Origin of the sequence: Qipengyuania pelagi (assembly GCF_009827295.1) — a bacterium.
In the GTDB taxonomy this organism is placed as follows: Bacteria; Pseudomonadota; Alphaproteobacteria; order Sphingomonadales; family Sphingomonadaceae; genus Qipengyuania; species Qipengyuania pelagi.
Map to the genome: position 1 here is coordinate 1,481,444 of NZ_WTYD01000001.1, position 18,275 is coordinate 1,499,718.

The window sequence follows — 18,275 nt, forward strand, 5'->3', positions numbered from 1 at the left end:
TGTCACCCATGCCGCACATCCCCACCCGCCTCCACGACCGCGCGATCGTCCGCCTGACACCGGAAAGCGCGGACGAAAGCGTCTCCGCCTTTCTCCAGGGTCTCGTCACGAACGATCTCAACCAGCCGCTCCCGGTCTATGCCGGACTGTTGAGCGCGCAGGGCAAGGCGATGTTCGATTTTCTCGTCTGGCCTTCGGGCGACGGGGAATTGCTGATCGATTGCGAGGCCGCGCTGGCGGAGGAACTGGTCAAGCGCCTGTCGCTCTATCGCCTGCGCCGCAAAATCGCGATCGCCGTCGATCCCTCCGTCGCCGTTCACTGGCAGGCGCATCAGGGCGATGGCGGCGTCGTTGATCCGCGCCTCGGCGAACTCGGCCAGCGCTGGCTGGCGCCGGTCGAAGACGGGGAGCAAGGCGCGGACGATCTGTGGCGCGCGCACCGCCTTGGTCTGGGCGTTGCGGAAGGGCGCGCCGAACTCGGTGATATTCTGTGGCTCGAAACCAATGCCGTCGACCTCAACGGGGTCAGTTTCTCGAAGGGGTGCTACATCGGCCAGGAAAACACCGCGCGGATGAACTGGCGCCAGAAGGTCAATCGCCGCCTGGTCGTGGTCCCGCTCGACCGGTCGGAGGAAAAACGCCGCAAAATGGCTTATCCCGAGCTGGGCTACGCGGTCGACCATCTGCGCGTTGCCGATATCGATCCCGCCTTTGCGCCGCCATGGATGAGCCTCGAACCGGCGGACTGATCCGAGTCAGAACTCGCAGTCAGGCTGATGCGATATCGACGCCGATCGACGCGATCGAATTGACCAGCATCCGCTCGGCCCGGTCGCGCGCGGCAGTGTCGGGCAGGCCGAGCGAGCGGGTCAGCGCGTTGCCGATCAGCGCATCCCCCATCGCCATCAGGACCAGCGCCAAAGTCGCTTCGTGGAGCCGCATCAGCCCGGCCTGATCGCTGCATTCGCCCGGCGCGATCTCGTCGATCAATTCGTGGATCGTCTCCACGATCGGGGCCAGCGCGTCCTCGTTCCCCGTCAGGATCATCCAGCTGGCGAGCTGGCCCGCCCCTTCCTTGTCGAAAGCGTCGAAGGCCAGATCCACGACCTCGCGCGGCGATCCTAGCCCGGCACGGCTGGCGCGCACCGCATCGGCGATCGCATCGCAGACCGTCGCGGCGAGATGGCCTGCCAGCGCCTTTTGAAGCCCGGCAGCGGACCCGAAATGGTGCAGGAGATTGGCATGGGTCCGGTCTATCCGCCCCGCGACCGCCTTGAGTGTCACCGATTGCGGCCCGGTTTCGATCAGCAGCCCCCGCGCCGCTTCGAGAGCGGCGAGACGCGATTCTTCGGGACTGAGACGTTTGCGCGTGGCCATGGGAACCGCAGGAACTCCTTACCGGCCCGGAAAAGAGCCGCACCCGACGCTAGATCGCCGCGCGCGAGGCTGCAAGTCGGCGGCCCGGAAATGCCGCGTTCAGCGTCGACCGGTAGAGTGTTTTCCCAGTCGGACGAGCAGGGTCCAGCCCTTATTGACATTCATGTCAGTAGCTATTACTGACACTCCTGTCAGTAACGTTTTCGAGACTTATCATGAACGCACAGACTGGTTTCAACGCCGCCAAACCGATCGCCGCGCCGACGCCCGCCGACCTCACCATCACCGTGCGCGACGAGCGCTTCAACCGCGCTGCCACTCCCAAGCGGTGGTGGGCGGGCGAACCGTTCGGGACTGCCTGGCACAACGCGCTGTCCGCCACCTTTCCGCGCGGCGAGGCTTTCTTCATCGAGGCGGTCAAGGCGCATCGACCCACCGAAGGCGATGGCGCCGATCCCAAGCTGACGGCGGAAATCCGCGCCTTCGTGAAGCAGGAAATCAATCACACTCGCGAACACATCGCCTTCAACCGTCTGGCCGAAGACCACGGCTACGACATCCAAGCGATCGACAAGCGGGTGGAGGAATTGCTTGCGCTGACGAAGGGCCGCCCCGCGATCGCCAATCTCGCGGTGACCATGGCGCTCGAACATTTCACCGCCATGATCGCGGCGGAATTCCTCGCCAATCCGAAGCATTTCGAGATCTCCGACCTGGAAGTCGCCGCCATGTGGCGCTGGCACGCGGTCGAGGAGATCGAACACAAGGGCGTCGCCTTCGACACCTGGAACCATGCGACACGGGACTGGAGCGCCTGGCGCCGCTGGCGAGTGCGCAATCTCGTGATGTTGATCGTAACCGCGCGTTTCCTCAAGAATCGCTGGATCGACACGCTGATGCTGCTTGAACAGGATGGCATCACGGGCTGGAAGGCGCGCTGGGGCCTGTTCAAATATCTCGCCGTCACGCCGGGTATCATCCGCCGTCTGGCCCTGCCCTGGCTTTCCTATTTCAAGCCCGGCTTCCATCCGTGGGATCATGACGATCGCGCGTTGATCGGCAAATATGACGGCGAATTTTCCGACGCGCTGATGCCGGCTGAGTAAGCTACACTCACCTAAACAAAAAAGGCTCCGCAAGCGATTGCGGAGCCTTTTGCTTGGTTTCGCTTGACGATTGGGCGGCGATCAGGCCGCGATCGGCATTTGCGGCTGGTCTGCGAGATCGAGGCTGAACAGCACGCATTCCGCCGCTTCGCCCCGGCCACAACTGTGGCGCCGCGCGCTCTGGCCCGTCGGACGGAATCCCACCTTCCTCAAGACGCGGCCCGAGGCGGGGTTGTCGGCGAAATGCCCTGCCGAAAGGCGCGTATGGCCGATCAGGCGGGCAATATCGATCATGCCCCTCGCCGCTTCGGTCGCATAGCCACGCCCCCAATAGGGCCGCGCGATCCAGTAGCCGAGCTCGACCGAGCCATCGCCCTGCTCGCCCACCGGGTCGATCCCGATGCATCCGATCAGACGCGATTTTTGGGTGATGAGAAAGCGGGGATAGGCCGCGACATGGTCGCGCGAGACGAAGCTCTCGGCATCTTCCCGGCGATACGGCCACGGGGCGCTCGCGAGATTGCGGACCACGCCTTCATCCGAAATGCCGCCGAAAATCGCTTCGGCATCTTCGGGCCAGGCGGGCCGCAGCAGCAGCCTCTCGGTCACATGGAACATCGTCTGTCTCCCCATACCACGCGCCGATCTCCTAGGCCGGCCGCGTGACGATTGCGTGATGACGAAACAAAGTTTCGCCGTGTCGGTTGCAGAGGGAGAAATGAAAAAGGGAGCGGAACCTCCCCGACAAATCGGGCTGGTCCCATCTCCCTCTAAGAATGCCGGTGGTAAGCCCGGCTGGGACCGTCCCGATGGACGATCCCCTTATCGAATCGTCCGGTTATTCCGCGGCTTGCGCCTGCATGTCGACCGATACGTATTTGCGGCCGAGCTTGCCCGCGTGGAATCGCACGATCCCGTCGGTAAGCGCGAACAGCGTGTGGTCCTTGCCCATGCCGACATTGCTGCCCGGGTAGAACTTGGTGCCGCGCTGGCGCACGATAATGTTGCCGGCGACCACATCCTGGCTGCCGAACTTCTTCACACCGAGACGACGACCGGCCGAATCGCGACCGTTGCGGGATGAACCACCTGCTTTTTTATGTGCCATGGTTAGCGGTCCTTACTTCTTGTCTTCAGTCTTGGCGGCGGCCTTCTTGGGCGCTGCCTTCTTGGCGGGAGCCTTCTTGGCCGTCTCGGTCTCATGCGTACCGGACTTGGCGGGCGCGGCGTCCTTCTTCGGCGCGGCCTTCTTGGCGGCGGGCTTGCTCGCGGGAGCGGCCTTCTCAGCCGCCTCGTCCGCCTTCGGAGCCGCTTCCTTCTTCGGCGCAGCCTTCTTCTCGGCCTTCGAATCGCCCACCGCGACGATGCGCAGCAGCGTCATCTGCTGGCGATGGCCGTTCTTGCGGCGATAATTGTGCCGACGACGCTTCTTGAAGACGGTGACCTTCTCGCTCTTGGCCTGAGCGATGATCTCGGCGGAGACGGTGACCTTGCCAGCGTCTTCCATCTTGTCGCCTTCACCGGCGAGCAGAACATCGCCCAGCGTGATCGTATCACCGGCATCGCCTGCCAGTTTCTCGACCGCGATCTTGTCTCCGGCGGCAACCCGGTACTGCTTGCCGCCCGTACGCACGACTGCGAACATGGTGCTTATCTCTCAATCAGTTTGTTTTGCCGCGTTCTCCCTCGACGAATTCGAGTGAAAGCGCGGCGCGCCCGTCAGGCCGCCAAAGGCAGCCCCGGAAAGAACGGTGCCGTTAAGGTATGGTGGTGGCGAAGTCAACGCCGGAATCGCGCCAGAGGCTTCGATCATCCCCTACCAGCAATCCCCGGCTGGCGATCCCCGGCTGGCGATCCGCAGCTGGCGATCCTGATGCGTCGTGCTATCAGATCGTCACCATGCGTCCAGCCTTTCTCGCCGCCATTGCCCTCGTCCCCGCCCTTGCCGCGTGCCAGACCGCGCCGGACGGGGCCTATCCTTCGCTTGCGATCCGCGATGTCGAACGAGCGCAGGGGCAGCTCGAGCCGGTTCCGGGTGACCCGATCGACGTGCCGCCGGTCGAGGTGCCGCTCGACGGCCCGCTCGACCAGCGCCTTGCCGCCCTGGTCGAACAGGGCCGCAATGCCCATGCCCGCTTCACCGCAGCCGCGCCGCGCGCCGCGCGCCTCGCTTCCGCCGCGAGCGGCTCGGGTGTCGGCAGCGATGCCTGGGCGTCCGCGCAGGTCGCCCTGGCCGATCTCGATTCGATCCGCAGCGAAGCCGCCATCGCGCTGGCCGATCTTGACCTGCTCTTCATCGCCGCGAGCGTGGAGGCGAACGGTACGCCCGCTATTGCCGATGCGCGCCGGACCCTGCTGTCGCTGGTGCAGGAGGAAGACCGAACCTTAGCCGATCTGCGGGCGCGGGTGCGGTGACTGGATGAGCCTCGCCTGCGCCTCCTGTCCGGTGCGCGACCGCGCGGCGTGCTCCGTGCTCGCCCCGGAGGAGCGGGCCGCGCTGGCCAGGGTCGGCCATACGCGCCATCTCGCGCGCGGGCAGACCTTGTTCGCGGCAGGCGATCCGGTGACAAGCTGCGCCACGCTGGTTTCAGGCGCGCTCAAGGTCACCAGCCTCGAGCGGGATGGAAGCGAGCATATCCTCGCCCTCGTCCATCCTTCCGGCTTCGTCGGCGAATTCTTTCAGCCCTTCGCCGCCCATGACGTGGTCGCGCTGTCTGATAGCAGGCTATGCGTGTTCGCGGGGCCGGACATGGAAGCGGCGATCGCGCGCTACCCGGCGCTCGCGCAGGCCTTGCTGAGGCGAACGCAGGAAGACCTTCATGCCAGCCGGGCATTGCTGGCAATCGGGAGTAAGGTTTCGGCGCGCGCACGGGTTGCCGCGATCCTCATCGAATTCTCGCGCGCTGCCAGCGATTCGCCCTGCCATCCCGCACGCGCCTTCGACCTGCCCTTGTCTCGCGGGGACCTCGCAAGCTTTCTGGGGCTGACCATCGAAACCGTGAGCCGCCAGATCACCGCCCTCGAACGCGACGGCGCGATCCAGCGCAGCGGAAAGCGCGGGATCGAACTGGTCGACCCCGCGCTGCTCTCCGCATCGGCACAGTAAGTGTCAGACGAAGGCCCGGATCGTCATCACCGCCAGACCCCAGCCAAGGATCAGAACCGGCAGGATCAGCATCTGGACTGCCGCGTCGCGGCCATTCAGCCGACCCGTATAGGTCGCGATCCCCTTGTGCATCAGCTGCTGCAGCCTGAGCGGACGCGCACCGTGTTTCGGCCCGATCTGGGTCCATAGCGCCGGTACGCCGAAACCCGCGACGATGAACAGCGCGAAGATCGCTATGGGTATCGCGAGGCCGGGGCTGGCGAGCCCGATGGCCATCACCGCGACGAACCCCAGATAGAGCGCCACCGTCGCCGCGTAGAGCGCGACCGGCATCTCGAAGCTGCGATCGACCACGACCGGCTGCACCGGATCGACGCGCAGGGCTGGAAGGTTTTCTGGCAAAACATCCGGTGCAGGCTGCCTTTCTGCCATGGCCGGAGCGGTATGGATCCGGGCCCGCTGCGCCATTTGGTCGCGTGCGATGTGCTTGGACATGATCTTAACTCCCGTTGCTGTGGGAGCATCAATGCGCCGACCGGAAAGCGCGCGCCTTGATCTCGATCAAACCGGAAAACTTATTTCCACCGGGCGAGCGCGGCGTGGTCGTCGCCACGTGGTTCGATCCAGTACCACGCCCCCTCGGAGCCTTCCCCGCGCCGCTCGCGCTTCCAGAACCACGCCGCCGATTTCAGATGATCCATCAGGAAATCGACCGCGTCGAAGGCGGCGCGGCGATGGGGCGCGGCGGCAGCGACGAGCACGATCCCTTCGCCCGGTTGCATCGTGCCGACCCGATGCCAGACGAGCACGCCGTCTAGCGCGAATCGTTCCAGTGCCTGTTCAGCCAGAGATTCCATTCCCGGCAGGGTGAGCGGCTCGTAATGCGTGAGTTCCAGCGCCTTCACATCCTTGCCCGGCCTGACCTTGCCAAGGAAGCTCGCGATCGCGCCTGCGCGGTCGTGCGCGGAGTTGAAGGCGGCCAGCGCCTCGCCCGCCGACAGCCCCTTGTCCAGCAGGCGGACATCGGCCGGAGTGTCGAGAACCAGCCTAGCCACCGCTGACCGGGGGGAGCAGCGCGACCTCCTCGCCATCGCGCGCCATCAAAGCGGTCTTGTCCGCCAGCACCTCGCCTGCACAGGCGACGTGGACGCGTGACGACTGTAACTGTCCAGCCAGTTCGGGTGCGACTGCGGCAAGCAGCCCCTCCCAATCGAGCGGCGCCGAAACCTCGAGCGATTCGCTCCCCGCCGCATCGCGCAAGGGGCCGAGAAAGACGATCCTGACGGCCATCAGCCGCCCGTCACGGACATATGGCGCGGCTGGGCCGGGGCCTGGCCGGGCGCGTCGATCGCGAAGGCGTGGCGCTGGGGCTTGATCGCCATTGCGCGGTCCATCGCCTCCTGCAAGGCTGCATCGCCCCCTCCGTCACGCAAGGCGGCGCGCAGATCGACGCGCTCTCCGCCGCCGAGGCAGGGATAGAGCTGGCCCGTGGTGGTCACGCGCACGCGGTTGCACCCTTCGCAGAAATTCTGGGTCAGCGGCGTGATCAGACCGAGCCGTCCACCCGTCTCCGCAACATCGAAATAGCGCGCTGGGCCACCGGTGCGATGGCCGGACGGGGTCAGGGTCCAGCGCTTTTCCAGCCGCGCGCGCACGGTTTCGAGCGAGAGGAACTGGTCGAAGCGATCCTCGTCCACTTCGCCCAGCGGCATGGCCTCGATCAGCGTGATCGCATGGCCCTGCCCGTGCGCCCACTCGATGAGGTCGGGCAATTCGTCCTCGTTGCGCCCCTTGAGGCCCACCGTGTTCAGCTTGACCTCGAGCCCGGCGTGTTTCGCTGCGGCGATCCCTTCGAGGACCCGGTCCAGCATGTCGCGCCGGGTCAGCTGTTTGAACAAGACCGGATCGCGGGTGTCGAGCGAGACGTTGACGCGCCTGACCCCGGCTTCGCGCAGGGCCTCGGCGTTCTGGGCCAATTGCGTGCCGTTGGTCGTCAGCGTCACCTCGTCGAGGCCCTCGCCGATCTGTCGGCCAAGCGCGCGGACCAGATCCAGCATGTCGCGCCTCACCAGCGGCTCGCCCCCTGTCAGCCGGATGCGCCGCACGCCGCGCGCGATGAAGGCCAGCGCCAGCCGGTGCAGTTCCTCCAGCGTCAGCACTTCCGCCTTGGGCAGGAAGCGCATCTTTTCGGGCATGCAATAGGTACAGCGCAAATCGCATCGGTCGGTAACCGAAAGGCGCAGATAGGTGATGCGGCGCTGGAAGCTGTCGACAAGCATGAACGCGCTATTGTGCCGGATCGCCCGCGCCCTGGCCATCCCCTTCGAGATATTGGCCCGTAATTCCGGGCGCTTCGGCGAGATAGGCCTCGAAGGCATCCAGCACGGCCCCCTCGCCCGCGACCACATTCGCGCGCGCGGGCACGCCTGCGCGGGCCAGTCCGGCGGCCAGCGCCAGTCGCCATTCGCGGTGGGTGTGATCGGCGGGCGGCAGCGCGATCATCACATCCTCGCCCGCCCCCATCATGCGCTCAATTTCGGGAAGGTGATCGCGATGGAACGCACCCGAGGCGGCCAAGGGCGCCTCGGGCAGGTCGGCGACGGTCACGCGCCGCATCAGCGCCGCTCGCGATGAAGCGTAATGCCGATCTTCTCCCCCGCTTCCGCGATGGCGAGCTTGACGATCTTCACCGTCACCGCCTCGATCCGGCTGTCCTGAAGGAACAGCGTTTCGCAGACATGATCGGCAACCGCCTCGATCAGCTTGAAATGCACGCCCTCGGGCAAGGCGTCCGACGCGGCGAATTTCAGGTCCATATAGTTCTTGGAATGATCGAGCGCGGTGTCGGGATCGTAACGATCGAGCGGCTTCATCCGCACGCGGATCGTGAAACGCAGCGGCTGGGGCTTGCCGGTCTCCTCGGAATAGATCCCGGTGAGGACGTCGTGTTCGAAATCGGCGATTTCGAGGATCAGCGAATCGGTCATGCGCGTTCCTCTTCAAAATCCGATTTTGCTTTGATTGCTCTCTTCAACTCTTCGTACATCCTGCTCCGGCCACCGGAAATCATGAATTCTCCGCTCTCCATAGGCTCCAATATCTGCGCATCCAAAATTACTCGTGAGTCAATTGCCATCTGCATCTGATGCATCAAATATTTGCGGGTGTTTTCCGAAAGCCATGCTCCCGCTTCGGCATTCAATTTTATTTTCAACGCCGGACGATCACTGAATGGGTCCGATCCGACCGTTACTTGAATGACATTGCTAGCTGTCAGATCGAGGCTGACCAGCCAAGTCGATTCATCTTCGTTGAGAATTCGTAGTGTCACCGTTTCCGTCATCGTTCCGCACTAGCCCGGATTCGACCAGCGCGCGAAGATCGCGGTGGGGAGGAGGCGCGGATCGGCTCCGGTCTCGGCCACCGCCAGATCGCCATGCTCGATCGTGCCGGGCAGGTCGGCGAACACCTCTTCCAGCAATCCGCCGAGCGCAAGGCTGCTCATACGGACGGCGTAGACGGTGAGAAACAGGAAGCGGCTGTTCGCATCGAGCAGCTGGCGGCAATCGGATACGAGCGGCGCCAGCCCTTCCTCGATCCGCCAGGTCTCGTTCTTCGGTCCACGCCCGAATTTGGGCGGGTCGAGAATGATGCCGTCATAGATATTGCCGCGCCGCACCTCGCGGCTTGCGAATTTCATCGCATCGTCGACCAGCCAGCGGATCGGGCGGTCCTCCATATCCGACAGCGCCGCATTCTCGCGCGCCTGGGCGACCGATTTCTTGCTAGCATCGACATGGGTGACCGGCCCATGCCCGCTCAAGGCGAGGCTGCCGACGCCGGTATAGCCGAAGAGGTTCAGCGTCGGGCGCGGTTCGCCCGCGCGACCGGACAGCTTCTCGCCCATCCAGTTCCAGACCGGTGCCATGTCGGGAAAGAAGCCGAGATGGCGGAACGGGGTGCATTGCGCGGTGAAGCGCACATCCTCGCCCCAGCCCAATTCCCAGCCATCTTCGGGCACGTCCGGCGATAGCTGCCAGCGTCCGCCGCCATCCTCGTCGCTGCCGGGGACGAATTCACCATTCGCGTCCCACTCGGCCATGCGCGGCGCCCACAGGGCCTGCGCTTCGGGACGGATGAAGCGATAGGGGCCGTAACCCTCGAACTTGCGACCATGCCCGCTGTCGAGCAGGCGATAGGCATCCCAGCCTTCGCCGACCATCAGCGTGGGAGTGCGGATCAGATCGGCCATCAGGCGGCGTGTTCCAGGATATGCGCCTTCACCGCATCGTAATCGCCCGGCAGTTCGACGAGGCGTTCCTCGCGCGCGAACAGGTCGCCGACGCGGGTGGGCAGGTATGGGCGCATACCCGTCGCGCGTTCGACCGCGTCGCGGAATTTCGCCGGATGCGCGGTTGCGAGCGTGACCACTGGGACACCGGGCGCAAGATCTTGCTGACGCGCGGCGTGGAGGCCGATCGCGGTGTGCGGGTCGATCACTTCGCCCGCCTCCTCGCACGCCCAGCGCATGGCCCTCGCCATATCGTCCGCATCGGCGCGAACGCTCGTGAACAGGCCTGCACCAGCGCGCTGCGCCTCGGTAAGCAGCATCGCGCGCGATCCTTCGAAGCCGCGCATCTGCTCGCCCATCGCCATTCCGTCGCGCCCGCCGACATCGAACAGGAGGCGCTCGAAATTCGAACTGACCTGGATGTCCATGCTCGGTGCGGCGGTTGGCGTGACCTCTCCTGCCGAATAATCCCCTTCGGACAGCGCGCGGTGGAGGATGTCGTTGACATTGGTGGCGACCACCAGCCGCTCGATCGGCAGGCCCATGCGAGCAGCGACATGGCCCGCGAACACGTCGCCGAAATTGCCGGTCGGCACGCTGAAAGCCACCTTGCGATCGGGCGCCCCCAATTGGAGCGCGGCGGCGAAATAATAGACGATCTGCGCCATCAGCCGCGCCCAGTTGATCGAATTGACCGCGCCGATGCGATGCCGCCCGGTGACCTCTGCATCGGCGAAGATGCGCTTCACCATCGCCTGCGCATCGTCGAAACTGCCGTCGATCGCGATGTTGTGGACGTTGGGGGCGAGCACAGTGGTCATCTGGCGGCGCTGCACGTCGCTGACCCGGCCCGAGGGGTGGAGCATGAAGATCTCCACATTGTCGCGCCCCGCCACCGCATCGATCGCGGCGCTGCCCGTGTCGCCACTGGTCGCGCCTACGATGGTGAGGCGGCTCTCGTCGCGCGCGAGAAACTCCTCGAACAGCAGGCCGAGCAATTGCAGCGCCACATCCTTGAAGGCGAGCGTCGGGCCGTGAAACAGTTCGAGGAGCCATTGGCTCTCGTCGAGCTGCTTGAGCGGTGTCACGGCGCAATGGGCGAAGCGGCCATAGGCTTGCTCGCACAATTCGCGCAGGCGATCGGGCGTCAGGCTCTCGCCGACGAAGGGCTGCATAACCCGCGCGGCCAATTCGGCATAGGGCAGGCCGCGCATCGCCGCGATCTCGGCAGACGAGAATTGCGGCCAGTGTTCGGGCACGTAAAGACCGCCATCGCTGGCGAGACCCGCCAGCGTGACTTCGGCGAAATCGAGCGTGGGGGCGGTGCCGCGTGTCGAGATATAGCGCATGGTGGCTGGCGGTTAGACGCGCAAGCGCAGACGGGCAAGGCAGGCGCGCTTTACGCCCGCGAAGTTCGGCTCACGGCTTTGCGCGCCGCCTTTTCAGCGCCAGCCAGTAGATCACCAGCGCGGTGAGCGCGAAGAAGAACCACTGGCCCGCATAGGCAAGGTGATTGTTCGGAATCGCCGAGGGATCGGGCCTTGCGAGCGGCTGGAGCCCCGCGACAGGTGGCGTGCTGGCGACAAGGCGCGGGCCAGGTGCGATCACGCCCGCAACCTCGCCACCGCCCCATTGCGCGGCCGCCGGTTCGCGCGACCAGCCGATATCGATCGCGACGGGCGCGCCCGCTCCGTCGATCATGCAGGAAGCGCGCTGGGCCCAGCCGCTCTGGCCATCCGCACTGCGCCCGGCGGTCGGCTGAATCGACAGCACGCGTCGGCAATCAAGCGTGCTGGTGCGAAACCAGTCCTGCTCCCCCTCGCCCGTAATCGGGAAAGCGACCGGCTCGGCAAGGCCTTCCGCGGCAGCATAGCGCGCCAGCAGGGCCTCTTTCTGGTCCAGTCGCTTTAACTGCCAGACGCCCAGCGCCACCATCACACCGGCGGCGGCCAGGACGACGATCGTGGCGAGGATGGGCACGCGCTTCATGGCTGGTCGCTTCCCGCTTCACCGGCCTTGTTGCGATATTCCGCAATCAAGAGCAGCGCCTTTGCCACGCGGAGGCCCCCAAGCACCGACAGGGCCGTTACCGGTACCCAGATCAGGATGTGGACCCAGAAGGGCGGCGTCACCGTCAGGTCCAGCCAGATGGCGAGGCCCGTTATCACCGCGCCGATGATCAGCGTCAGAAATCCGGCGGGCCCATCGCCGACATTGAACCGCGTCAGGTCGAGCCCGCAGGCGCGACATCTCTCCGCAAACTTGACCGGCCCCACGAACAACGTACGCGCGTCGCAGCGCGGACAGCAACCGAAAAGGGCGGCCTCCATCATGGAAGGCCGCCCTTTCGTATCGTCCGGCGTCGTCATATTCGGCCGGATCCGCTCATCAATGCATCTCGGCGCCCCAGCCGCCCCAGACATAGACCACGACGAACAGGAACAGCCACACCACGTCGACGAAGTGCCAGTACCACGCTGCCGCTTCGAAGCCGAAATGCTGGCGCGGGGTGAAATGGCCCAGATAGGCACGGCGCAGGCAGACGATCAGGAAGATCGTGCCGACCAGAACGTGGAAGCCGTGGAAGCCGGTCGCCATGTAGAAGGCGCTGGAATAGGTGTTCCCGCCGAAGGCGAACGGGGCCGCCATGTATTCGTAGACCTGGATGCAGGTGAAAACCGCGCCCAGGATGATCGTCAGCCAGAGACCCTTCTTCAAACCGTCGCGATCCCCATGGATCAGCGAATGGTGCGCCCAGGTCACCGTGGTGCCCGAACACAGCAGGATCATCGTGTTGAGCAAGGGAAGGCTGAAGGGATTGATCACCGCCTCGATCGCCTCGGGCGGCCAGACGCCGCCGACGACTTCGGACAGGGCGCTGGGGAAGAGCGAGAAATCGAACCACGCCCAGAACCAGCCGACGAAGAACATCACTTCCGACGCGATGAACAGGATCATCCCGTAGCGCATATGCAGCTGCACCACCGGCGTGTGATCGCCGCGCTGGGCTTCCTTCACGATGTTGGAGAACCAGCTGAAGAAGGTCGCGATCAGGCCGGCGATGCCGAGGCCCAGGATCAGATGCCCGCCCGCCATGTCGTGCATGAAGAAGACCATGCCGGTGGTGAAGACGAGCGCCGAAAGCGAGCCGGCGATCGGCCAGATATCGGGTTCGAGAATATGATAGTCGTGGTTTACGGTGCCGGCCATGGTCTCGTATCGTCCTGTTGGTCTGTCGCCTGCCCTTATCGCGCGCATGGCCGATGGTCTAGGGGGCTGTTGCTGGGTTTCCCGCCTAAACGCGTCAGCTTCCCGCTTCCGGCGTGTCCTTCGCCTTGTGGAAGGTGTAGCTCAGCGTGATCTGTTCGACACCCTTCGCGTTTTCGTCCTGAAGGATCGCCGGGTCGATATAATACAGCACCGGCATCCGAACCTCCTGCCCCGGCTGGAGCGTCTGTTCGGTGAAGCAGAAACACTGGATCTTGTTGAAATATTTGCCCGTCTGTTCGGGCTCGACATTGAAGGTCGCGGTGCCGGTGATCGGCACGTCGCTGTTATTGCGCGCGGTGTAGAACGCCATGTCGCGCTGGCCGATCTGGACGGTGTCGGTCGATTGCACGGGTTCGAACCGCCAGGGAACGTCACGCGCGGTGCTGGCGTCGAAGCGGACCGAAATGGTCTTCGCCCCGGCGCTCAAAGCGGCCTGCGCGGCGATATCCGCATCGCTTTCGCTGGCGCGCTGCGTGGTTCCGCCAAAGCCGGTCACGCGGCAGAACAGATCGTAGAGCGGGACGGCCGCATAGCCCATTCCCAGCATGAACAGGGCACCCAGCAGGGCATACAGCGCGGTGCGCGAATTGCGATTGTCGAGAGTCGCGCTCGTCACGATCAGTCTCCCATCCTCACGATGGTGATCGCGTAGAACAGCGCGACCAGGAACAGCAGAACACCCGCCAGCACCAGATTGCGCATCTTCTGGCGGCGCTTGAATTCGGTCTCTTCCTCGGGGGTCATGCGATAACTCCAGCATCGATCAGCAGGCGGTCGGCGACGAGCGCCGCGAACAGCGCGAACAGGTAGAATACGCTGAACGCGAACAGGCGTTTCTCGGGACGCATCCCGTCGCCCGGAACGGCCTGGCGCATTCCGACGGGCAGGGAAAGCGCAAGGAAGGCAAGCGTCAATGCGAGCGCCGCAATCCCGTAGACCGGACCCGTGCCCCCGATCGCCCAAGGTGCCACCGCGACCGGGACCAGCACCACGCAATAGGCGACGATCTGGCGCCGGGTCGATTTCTCGCCCCGCACGACCGGCATCATCGGAATGCCGACCTTGGCGTAGTCCGACTGGACGAACAGGGCGAGCGCCCAGAAATGCGGCGGCGTCCAGACGAAGATGATCGCGAACAGCAGGATCGGCATCGCCGTTATGTCGCCCGTCACCGCGATCCACCCGATCAACGGTGGAAAGGCCCCCGCCCCGCCACCGATGACGATATTCTGCGGCGTGCGCGGCTTCAGCCAGATCGTATAGACGACCGCGTAATAGACGATCGAGAGCGCCAGGATCGCGGCGGCGAGCCAGCCGATCGCCAGGCCCATCACCATGACAGATCCGGCTGAGAGCAGGATGCCGAAATCGCGCGCATCCTCGCGCCGCATCCGTCCGGTGGGGAGCGGGCGGTTCGACGTGCGCTTCATCCCCGCATCGATGTCGGCTTCCCACCATTGGTTGAGCGTGGCCGCTCCGCCCGCGCCCAGCGCGATGCACAGGATCGCGGTGAAGCCCAGGACCGGGTTGATCGATCCCGGTGCGGCGAGCAGGCCGCAAAGGCCGGTAAAGACGACCAGCGTCATCACCCGCGGCTTGGTCAGCGCGAAGAAGTCCCGCCAGTCGGCAGGCATGGTGATGGGGGCGGCGGATTGGGTCATCGGTTATCGGTCATCGGGGATTGGCCGGGACCTATACCGGGCGAAAGACGAAAGGGAAAGCGGCTGCGCTACAAGGCTTCGTGCTTTCCGGGCGCCCTGCAATCGGCACCGATCCCTATACCGCGCGGCGAGCCCGCGGACGCCCCGTCTCAACCCGCGAAGCGCGCCGCAGAGGCTCTGTTCGCATTGTCGTACGGAGCGACAGGCAGGATTCGCCGATCGCGGCCGGAACGACGCTCGGTCGCTTCGAGGGCCCGCTGGCGCGTTTCCTCGAGAAGGGTGGATACCTGGGTATCGCGCATCGGCTTTCCGAGAAAGTAGCCCTGCCCGAATTCCGCACCCAGCAACAGCGCCGTTTCGTGGTCTGCTTCGGTCGCGATATATTCGGCGACGCTTTCCAGCTTCATCGCCGACAGCATCTTGATGACGCCGTTCAACATGTCGCGACCGGCCGTATCGCGCGCGCCCCGGATCAGCGATCCGTCGATCTTGACCTTGTCGAACTTGATCTCGCGCAGATAGACGAGCGAGGCGAAACCGGCGCCGAAATCGTCGAGCGCGATCCGACACCCGGCCTCGCGCAGAATCTCGATATTGCGGCGCGCGACGTCGAAATTGATCAGCATCGCCGTCTCGGTGATCTCGAATTGCAGGCGGTTGGGCTGAATGCCGCTGGCTTCGACCAGAGCGATGATCTCGCTTGCGGCATTATCCCCGCAGATATGCGCGGCGCTGAGATTGAAGGACAGGCGACAGGGCGGCTCCCAGTCCTTCGCGAAATTCAGCGCTTTACAGAGAAGCGCAATCGTGATCTCTCTGATCAGTCCGTTGCGCTCCGCTATGGCGATGAACTGGCTGGGCTGGATTTCGCCGAGCAAAGGATGATGCCACCGCGCCAGCGCCTCGAAGCTGGAAATCTCGCCCGTCCTGAGATTGACGATCGGCTGATAGGCGAGCGAGAAATGATCGAGCGCATCGCGCTTCGACATCTCGGTCTCGATGGCGGCGAGGCGCATCGCCTCGTCGCGAATGTGATCGTCGAAAAGCTTGAGGGTTTCCAGCCCCTCCCGCTTCGCGACGTAGAGTGCCGAATCGGCGTCCTGGAGGGCTTGCGCCACGGTGGTTTGGCCGGCTTCGACGATCCTTCCCCCTGCGCTGCCACCGATGGTTACGTAGGCATTCGACAATCTCATCGGACGGCGCAATTGGGCCAGTGCGCGGTCGCAGCGTGCCACCAATTCGCAGGTATCGCTCGTCTGCGGCTTGCCCGCGACGAACACCGCGAACTCGTCGCCGCCAAGCCGCCCCACGATCGCATTTTTCGGCAACGCCCGTTGCAGACGCCGCGCGACGAAGCGCAGGACGATATCGCCGGCATAATGGCCGTAATGATCGTTGATCGGCTTGAAGCGATCGAGGTCGATCACCACCAACACGCCGCTGCTTCCCCGGTCCAGCTGGGCTTCGATGTCGCGCATGAAGGCATAGCGATTGCGTACGCCGGTCAGGGCATCGAATTCGGAGCGATACTGGGCGCTGCGCCGAGCCTCGATCAGTTCGCCGTTCGCCTTCTCGGTACGTTCCAGCGCCGCGTCGGCGTCGAACTGCGCGCGAAAGAGATTCAGCTGAGCCTTGTGGCTGAGCACTGCGAGGTAGAAACCGATCGCCACGATCCCCGCCAGCGACAGGGGCATGAAGAGGTTGCCGGCAGGAAACAGGAACAGCGCCGCTGTCACGAGCGGAAACAGGAAACAGAAGAAAATCACTTGTGAGGCGAAGAGCACACCCGTCAGCGCCGCCCCCTGAATCAGGCCCGACAGCAGACCAAGCCCGAAGATCTGCGACCACCCGAAGCCGTCCGGGTCATATGTCACCACGGATAGCGAGAGGGCGAGATAGAAATAGGCCTGGGCCAGCGACAGAATGAGCACCATCATGGCGGTCAGCCGCGCGGCGGCTGGGCTCACGTCCTCGCGTTTCTCCGGCGGGGGCGGCAGGGCCCAATGCTTGAACCGCAATACGACTGCCAAGAGCAGAACCGTGCCCACGATCCGTGTCGGAAGTTCGGAGGGAAAGTTCACGGCCACGGCAGCGAACGGCAGGAGGATCGCGAGATAATAGACGAAAATCGTCTGGCGCACGGATCGGATGCGTTCACGGCTGAATTTCTCCGTGAACGGATCGTCATCGAAAAAGCCGATGATCGAGTCGATGCGCTTCAGGAAGGTCACACGGATTCCGCCATGGCGCCGAATCATATCGCCTCAGGCTCTCATTCGTATTTAACGTATAATAGGTATTTTTACATATCTTGCGAGGGGTAGATAGAGGGCGTCACTCTTCGTCGAGCTGTTTCAGCCAGTCCAATAAAAGCCGGTTCACCTCTTCGGGGCGCTCCTGCTGTGTCCAGTGGCCGACCCCATCGAGGATGTGTCCCTCGATCTTCGGCGCGAACATGCGCATCAGCGCGACCGGATCCGTGACCGCGCCGAACAGGAAGGTCGCCGGATCGCGCGTGCCGCCGATGAAGAGGCTGGGCTGTTCGATGCGGCGATCTTTGTACCCTTGCAGCCATTCGAAATCGCGCTCGTGATTGCGATAGCGGTTGAGGGGGCCGCGAAAACCCGAGGCGCGAAATTCCGCTTCGTAGAAATCGAGATCGTCCTCGGTCAGCCAGGATACCGGCGCGGGGTCGGGCAGGCCCTCAAGGAAGGTCGCGCCATAGGGCTTGTCCCAGTAGCTGCCGGGCGGCACGTCACCGCTGATCGAATACATCATGCGCTGGACGAAATCGCGCGGGTCCTTCTCTGCCTCCGCCTCGGCGACGCCGGGTTCCTGGAAATACTCCTGGTAGAAGAACTTCCCCTGGCTGGTGAAGTGCTGGTGGAAGACCTCCGTGAAGGGCCGCTGCGGCACGCCCGAGAAGGGGACGGAGAGACCCGCCACGGCGCGGAAATGCTGGGGATTGGTCAGCGCCGTGTTCCAGACGATCGGCGCGCCCCAGTCATGCCCGATCAGGATCGCCGGGCGATCCGGGCTGAGAGCCGTTTTGAGGCCGACAAGATCACCGACGATCTTCTCGAGCGCGTAATCCTCGATCGCTTCGGGTTTGTCCGAACCGCCATAGCCGCGCACGTCGATCGCGCAGGCGGTGTACCCCGCTTGCGCCAGCGGTGTGAGTTGGTGGCGCCAGCTATACCAGCTTTCGGGGAAGCCGTGGACAAGGATGACAAGCGGCGCATCCGATGCCGGATCGCCGTCGATCGCGCAGCGCAGGCTGACGTCACCGACATCAATGGTTTGCATTTGGGGCATGGCGCATCCTCTCGTCTGATCGGATTTCACCCTACGCTCGCGTCAGGAGCGATGTCGAGGCGGGAAAGGCCAGCCGTTCGCCCGACGCGCGCGGGCGAGCGAAAACAAAACGGCCGGTCCTTGGGACCGGCCGCTAAGTGATATTTGGT

General features: G+C 64.3%; 26 protein-coding genes. 4 read left to right on the forward strand and 22 right to left on the reverse strand.

Annotated elements, in window-relative coordinates:
• The first annotated feature begins 8 nt into the window (after positions 1 to 8).
• Positions 9 to 749 carry a CAF17-like 4Fe-4S cluster assembly/insertion protein YgfZ gene (gene ygfZ / locus GRI47_RS07315; protein ID WP_160660627.1) on the forward strand — a complete coding sequence of 247 codons (741 nt, stop codon included), beginning with the start codon at positions 9 to 11 and terminating at the stop codon, positions 747 to 749.
• A 19-nt stretch (positions 750 to 768) separates the two neighbouring features.
• On the opposite strand, the gene GRI47_RS07320 is transcribed toward ygfZ, so the two are convergent.
• Positions 769 to 1,377: a TetR/AcrR family transcriptional regulator gene (locus GRI47_RS07320; protein ID WP_160660628.1), complete on the reverse strand. Its 609-nt coding sequence runs from the start codon at positions 1,375 to 1,377 to the stop codon at positions 769 to 771.
• Between the two features lie 215 nt (positions 1,378 to 1,592).
• Here GRI47_RS07320 and GRI47_RS07325 point away from each other — a divergent pair, with 215 nt between their 5' ends.
• Complete coding sequence (locus tag GRI47_RS07325; protein ID WP_160660629.1) at positions 1,593 to 2,483, forward strand: metal-dependent hydrolase; 891 nt, start codon at positions 1,593 to 1,595, stop codon at positions 2,481 to 2,483.
• Positions 2,484 to 2,564: 81 nt separating this feature from the next.
• Here the strand turns inward: GRI47_RS07325 and GRI47_RS07330 are convergent, their stop codons facing one another.
• The 4 genes from GRI47_RS07330 to GRI47_RS07345 form a co-directional block, all read right to left on the reverse strand.
• Positions 2,565 to 3,101 (reverse strand): GNAT family N-acetyltransferase, encoded by a 537-nt coding sequence (locus GRI47_RS07330; RefSeq protein WP_160660630.1) that lies wholly within the window; start codon positions 3,099 to 3,101, stop codon positions 2,565 to 2,567.
• Positions 3,102 to 3,321: 220 nt separating this feature from the next.
• Positions 3,322 to 3,591 carry a 50S ribosomal protein L27 gene (gene rpmA / locus GRI47_RS07335; RefSeq protein WP_067681890.1) on the reverse strand — a complete coding sequence of 90 codons (270 nt, stop codon included), beginning with the start codon at positions 3,589 to 3,591 and terminating at the stop codon, positions 3,322 to 3,324.
• A gap of 12 nt (positions 3,592 to 3,603) precedes the next feature.
• A complete protein-coding gene (gene rplU, locus GRI47_RS07340; RefSeq protein ID WP_160660631.1) occupies positions 3,604 to 4,128 on the reverse strand; it encodes a 50S ribosomal protein L21 in 525 nt (174 codons plus the stop codon).
• A gap of 12 nt (positions 4,129 to 4,140) precedes the next feature.
• Positions 4,141 to 4,296, reverse strand: a complete 156-nt coding sequence (locus GRI47_RS07345; protein WP_160660632.1) for a hypothetical protein — start codon at positions 4,294 to 4,296, stop codon at positions 4,141 to 4,143.
• 86 nt (positions 4,297 to 4,382) lie between these two features.
• On the opposite strand from GRI47_RS07345, the gene GRI47_RS07350 reads away from it, so the two are divergent.
• Entirely contained in the window at positions 4,383 to 4,898 is a 516-nt protein-coding gene (locus GRI47_RS07350; RefSeq protein WP_160660633.1) for a hypothetical protein, read from the forward strand.
• A 4-nt stretch (positions 4,899 to 4,902) separates the two neighbouring features.
• Positions 4,903 to 5,589 (forward strand): Crp/Fnr family transcriptional regulator, encoded by a 687-nt coding sequence (locus GRI47_RS07355; protein ID WP_160660634.1) that lies wholly within the window; start codon positions 4,903 to 4,905, stop codon positions 5,587 to 5,589.
• 3 nt (positions 5,590 to 5,592) lie between these two features.
• Here GRI47_RS07355 and GRI47_RS07360 read toward each other — a convergent pair whose 3' ends face one another.
• The 17 genes from GRI47_RS07360 to GRI47_RS07435 form a co-directional block, all read right to left on the reverse strand.
• Positions 5,593 to 6,084, reverse strand: coding sequence for a hypothetical protein (locus tag GRI47_RS07360; RefSeq protein WP_160660635.1), 492 nt, complete (start codon positions 6,082 to 6,084; stop codon positions 5,593 to 5,595).
• A gap of 80 nt (positions 6,085 to 6,164) precedes the next feature.
• Positions 6,165 to 6,644 (reverse strand): molybdenum cofactor biosynthesis protein MoaE, encoded by a 480-nt coding sequence (locus GRI47_RS07365; protein WP_160660636.1) that lies wholly within the window; start codon positions 6,642 to 6,644, stop codon positions 6,165 to 6,167.
• Positions 6,637 to 6,879 carry a MoaD/ThiS family protein gene (locus GRI47_RS07370; RefSeq protein ID WP_160660637.1) on the reverse strand — a complete coding sequence of 81 codons (243 nt, stop codon included), beginning with the start codon at positions 6,877 to 6,879 and terminating at the stop codon, positions 6,637 to 6,639. The genes GRI47_RS07365 and GRI47_RS07370 overlap by 8 nt, the downstream gene beginning before the upstream one ends.
• Positions 6,879 to 7,907 carry a GTP 3',8-cyclase MoaA gene (moaA, locus tag GRI47_RS07375; protein ID WP_237452642.1) on the reverse strand — a complete coding sequence of 343 codons (1,029 nt, stop codon included), beginning with the start codon at positions 7,905 to 7,907 and terminating at the stop codon, positions 6,879 to 6,881. Before moaA ends, GRI47_RS07370 begins: the two co-directional genes overlap by 1 nt.
• On the reverse strand, positions 7,876 to 8,196 hold the full coding sequence (locus GRI47_RS07380; RefSeq protein ID WP_160660638.1) for a Rossmann fold domain-containing protein: 321 nt from the start codon (positions 8,194 to 8,196) through the stop codon (positions 7,876 to 7,878). Before GRI47_RS07380 ends, moaA begins: the two co-directional genes overlap by 32 nt.
• A gap of 8 nt (positions 8,197 to 8,204) precedes the next feature.
• Positions 8,205 to 8,576, reverse strand: a complete 372-nt coding sequence (locus tag GRI47_RS07385; protein ID WP_160660639.1) for a dihydroneopterin aldolase — start codon at positions 8,574 to 8,576, stop codon at positions 8,205 to 8,207.
• Positions 8,573 to 8,932 (reverse strand): SecDF P1 head subdomain-containing protein, encoded by a 360-nt coding sequence (locus tag GRI47_RS07390; RefSeq protein WP_160660640.1) that lies wholly within the window; start codon positions 8,930 to 8,932, stop codon positions 8,573 to 8,575. Before GRI47_RS07390 ends, GRI47_RS07385 begins: the two co-directional genes overlap by 4 nt.
• Before the next feature lie 9 nt (positions 8,933 to 8,941).
• Complete coding sequence (locus GRI47_RS07395; protein ID WP_160660641.1) at positions 8,942 to 9,841, reverse strand: class I SAM-dependent rRNA methyltransferase; 900 nt, start codon at positions 9,839 to 9,841, stop codon at positions 8,942 to 8,944.
• The gene (thrC, locus tag GRI47_RS07400) at positions 9,841 to 11,229 is read right to left on the reverse strand and encodes a threonine synthase (protein ID WP_160660642.1); all 1,389 of its coding nucleotides are present in this window, start codon (positions 11,227 to 11,229) and stop codon (positions 9,841 to 9,843) included. The genes GRI47_RS07395 and thrC overlap by 1 nt, the downstream gene beginning before the upstream one ends.
• 70 nt (positions 11,230 to 11,299) lie before the next feature.
• On the reverse strand, positions 11,300 to 11,869 hold the full coding sequence (locus GRI47_RS07405; protein ID WP_160660643.1) for an SURF1 family cytochrome oxidase biogenesis protein: 570 nt from the start codon (positions 11,867 to 11,869) through the stop codon (positions 11,300 to 11,302).
• Complete coding sequence (locus GRI47_RS07410; protein WP_237452643.1) at positions 11,866 to 12,213, reverse strand: DUF983 domain-containing protein; 348 nt, start codon at positions 12,211 to 12,213, stop codon at positions 11,866 to 11,868. The genes GRI47_RS07405 and GRI47_RS07410 overlap by 4 nt, the downstream gene beginning before the upstream one ends.
• 55 nt (positions 12,214 to 12,268) lie before the next feature.
• Positions 12,269 to 13,090: a cytochrome c oxidase subunit 3 gene (locus tag GRI47_RS07415; RefSeq protein ID WP_160660645.1), complete on the reverse strand. Its 822-nt coding sequence runs from the start codon at positions 13,088 to 13,090 to the stop codon at positions 12,269 to 12,271.
• 94 nt (positions 13,091 to 13,184) lie between these two features.
• Positions 13,185 to 13,766 (reverse strand): cytochrome c oxidase assembly protein, encoded by a 582-nt coding sequence (locus tag GRI47_RS07420; RefSeq protein ID WP_160660646.1) that lies wholly within the window; start codon positions 13,764 to 13,766, stop codon positions 13,185 to 13,187.
• Between the two features lie 2 nt (positions 13,767 to 13,768).
• On the reverse strand, positions 13,769 to 13,894 hold the full coding sequence (locus GRI47_RS15170) for a hypothetical protein (RefSeq protein WP_272916495.1): 126 nt from the start codon (positions 13,892 to 13,894) through the stop codon (positions 13,769 to 13,771).
• Positions 13,891 to 14,811, reverse strand: coding sequence for a heme o synthase (locus tag GRI47_RS07425; protein ID WP_160660647.1), 921 nt, complete (start codon positions 14,809 to 14,811; stop codon positions 13,891 to 13,893). The genes GRI47_RS15170 and GRI47_RS07425 overlap by 4 nt, the downstream gene beginning before the upstream one ends.
• 149 nt (positions 14,812 to 14,960) lie before the next feature.
• Positions 14,961 to 17,042: an EAL domain-containing protein gene (locus tag GRI47_RS07430; RefSeq protein WP_160660648.1), complete on the reverse strand. Its 2,082-nt coding sequence runs from the start codon at positions 17,040 to 17,042 to the stop codon at positions 14,961 to 14,963.
• A gap of 103 nt (positions 17,043 to 17,145) precedes the next feature.
• The gene (locus tag GRI47_RS07435) at positions 17,146 to 18,117 is read right to left on the reverse strand and encodes an alpha/beta fold hydrolase (protein WP_160660649.1); all 972 of its coding nucleotides are present in this window, start codon (positions 18,115 to 18,117) and stop codon (positions 17,146 to 17,148) included.
• Positions 18,118 to 18,275 lie beyond the last annotated feature (158 nt).

Coding starts and splice junctions, on each gene's coding strand:
- GRI47_RS07410 (WP_237452643.1), bottom strand. CDS start 12,213: ATGATGGAGGCCGCCCTTTTCGGTTGCTGTCCGCGCTGCGACGCGCGT.
- GRI47_RS07320 (WP_160660628.1), bottom strand. CDS start 1,377: ATGGCCACGCGCAAACGTCTCAGTCCCGAAGAATCGCGTCTCGCCGCT.
- GRI47_RS07435 (WP_160660649.1), bottom strand. CDS start 18,117: ATGCAAACCATTGATGTCGGTGACGTCAGCCTGCGCTGCGCGATCGAC.
- GRI47_RS07390 (WP_160660640.1), bottom strand. CDS start 8,932: ATGACGGAAACGGTGACACTACGAATTCTCAACGAAGATGAATCGACT.
- GRI47_RS07370 (WP_160660637.1), bottom strand. CDS start 6,879: ATGGCCGTCAGGATCGTCTTTCTCGGCCCCTTGCGCGATGCGGCGGGG.
- thrC (WP_160660642.1), bottom strand. CDS start 11,229: ATGCGCTATATCTCGACACGCGGCACCGCCCCCACGCTCGATTTCGCC.
- GRI47_RS07395 (WP_160660641.1), bottom strand. CDS start 9,841: ATGGCCGATCTGATCCGCACTCCCACGCTGATGGTCGGCGAAGGCTGG.
- GRI47_RS07355 (WP_160660634.1), top strand. CDS start 4,903: ATGAGCCTCGCCTGCGCCTCCTGTCCGGTGCGCGACCGCGCGGCGTGC.
- rpmA (WP_067681890.1), bottom strand. CDS start 3,591: ATGGCACATAAAAAAGCAGGTGGTTCATCCCGCAACGGTCGCGATTCG.
- GRI47_RS07345 (WP_160660632.1), bottom strand. CDS start 4,296: ATGATCGAAGCCTCTGGCGCGATTCCGGCGTTGACTTCGCCACCACCA.
- GRI47_RS07350 (WP_160660633.1), top strand. CDS start 4,383: ATGCGTCCAGCCTTTCTCGCCGCCATTGCCCTCGTCCCCGCCCTTGCC.
- GRI47_RS07385 (WP_160660639.1), bottom strand. CDS start 8,576: ATGACCGATTCGCTGATCCTCGAAATCGCCGATTTCGAACACGACGTC.
- rplU (WP_160660631.1), bottom strand. CDS start 4,128: ATGTTCGCAGTCGTGCGTACGGGCGGCAAGCAGTACCGGGTTGCCGCC.
- moaA (WP_237452642.1), bottom strand. CDS start 7,907: ATGGCCAGGGCGCGGGCGATCCGGCACAATAGCGCGTTCATGCTTGTC.
- ygfZ (WP_160660627.1), top strand. CDS start 9: ATGCCGCACATCCCCACCCGCCTCCACGACCGCGCGATCGTCCGCCTG.
- GRI47_RS07415 (WP_160660645.1), bottom strand. CDS start 13,090: ATGGCCGGCACCGTAAACCACGACTATCATATTCTCGAACCCGATATC.
- GRI47_RS07425 (WP_160660647.1), bottom strand. CDS start 14,811: ATGACCCAATCCGCCGCCCCCATCACCATGCCTGCCGACTGGCGGGAC.
- GRI47_RS15170 (WP_272916495.1), bottom strand. CDS start 13,894: ATGACCCCCGAGGAAGAGACCGAATTCAAGCGCCGCCAGAAGATGCGC.
- GRI47_RS07405 (WP_160660643.1), bottom strand. CDS start 11,869: ATGAAGCGCGTGCCCATCCTCGCCACGATCGTCGTCCTGGCCGCCGCC.
- GRI47_RS07330 (WP_160660630.1), bottom strand. CDS start 3,101: ATGTTCCATGTGACCGAGAGGCTGCTGCTGCGGCCCGCCTGGCCCGAA.
- GRI47_RS07360 (WP_160660635.1), bottom strand. CDS start 6,084: ATGTCCAAGCACATCGCACGCGACCAAATGGCGCAGCGGGCCCGGATC.
- GRI47_RS07325 (WP_160660629.1), top strand. CDS start 1,593: ATGAACGCACAGACTGGTTTCAACGCCGCCAAACCGATCGCCGCGCCG.